This is a genomic window from Flavobacterium salmonis (assembly GCF_903819435.1).
GTDB lineage: Bacteria > Bacteroidota > Bacteroidia > Flavobacteriales > Flavobacteriaceae > Flavobacterium > Flavobacterium chungangense.
In genome coordinates, this window is the sequence record NZ_CAIJDP010000001.1 from 1 (window position 1) to 1,148 (window position 1,148).

The following is a 1,148-nucleotide window of genomic DNA, read 5'->3' on the forward strand; positions in this document are numbered from 1 at the left end:
GATATTTACTGTTCCATTGGTAACAGCTATTGTCTGAACACCTCCGGTTAAAGTTGTTCCGTTGATAGACGTAATGGTCAGCGTATCGCCGTCAGCATCAGTATCCAAAGCAAGCGGAGTTAGTGTCAATGTACCGTCTTCGGCAACAGTGTAAGTATCGTTTACGGCAACTGGAGCATCATTGACTGCCGTTACGGTAATCAATTCGTTGGCTGTAGCTGTAGCAGTTCCGTCTGTAATCACATACGGAATACTGATTGCGGTAGCCGAATTAAAGTTCGCTGAAGGGGTAAACGTGATTACGCCCGTAGCGGAGATATTTACTGTTCCGCTAGTAACCACTATTGTTTGGGTTGTTCCTGTCAGAATGGTTCCGTTGATAGATACAATGGTCAGCGTATCACCGTCAACATCTGTATCCAGTGTCAATGGGGTCAGTGTCACTGTACCGTCTTCGGCAACAGTATAAATATCGTTTACAGCAACAGGCGCGTCATTGACCGGAGTAACTGTAATCAGTTCGTTGGCTGTAGCTGTAGCAGTTCCGTCTGTAATCACATACGGAATGCTGATTGCGGTAGCCGAATTAAAATTCGCTGAAGGGGTAAACGTAATTACGCCCGTAGTGGAGATATTTACTGTTCCATTGGTAACCGATATAGTCTGAACACCTCCGGTTAAAGTTGTTCCGTTGATAGATACAATTGTCAGCGTATCGCCGTCAACATCCGTATCCAGTGCCAATGGGGTGAATGTCACTGTTCCATCTTCGGCAACAGTGTAAATATCGTTTACAGCAACTGGTGCGTCATTGACTGCCGTTACGGTAATCAGTTCATTGGCTGTAGCAGTCGCAGTACCGTCTGTAATCACATACGGAATACTGATCGCGGTAGCCGAATTAAAGTCCGCTGAAGGAGTAAACGTAATTACGCCCGTAGCAGAGATATTTACTGTCCCGCTAGTAACCGATATAGTCTGAACACCTCCGGTTAAAGTTGTTCCGTTGATAGACGTAATGGTCAGCGTATCGCCGTCAGCATCAGTATCCAAAGCAAGCGGAGTTAGTGTCAATGTACCGTCTTCGGCAACAGTGTAAGTATCGTTTACGGCAACTGGAGCATCATTGACTGCCGTTACGGTAATCA

1 protein-coding gene is annotated in these 1,148 nt (G+C 45.9%); it reads right to left on the reverse strand.

The window, feature by feature from the left end:
* On the reverse strand, positions 1–1,148 hold a 1,148-nt coding region (locus FLACHUCJ7_RS00005; RefSeq protein ID WP_180907445.1), incomplete at both ends, for an Ig-like domain-containing protein.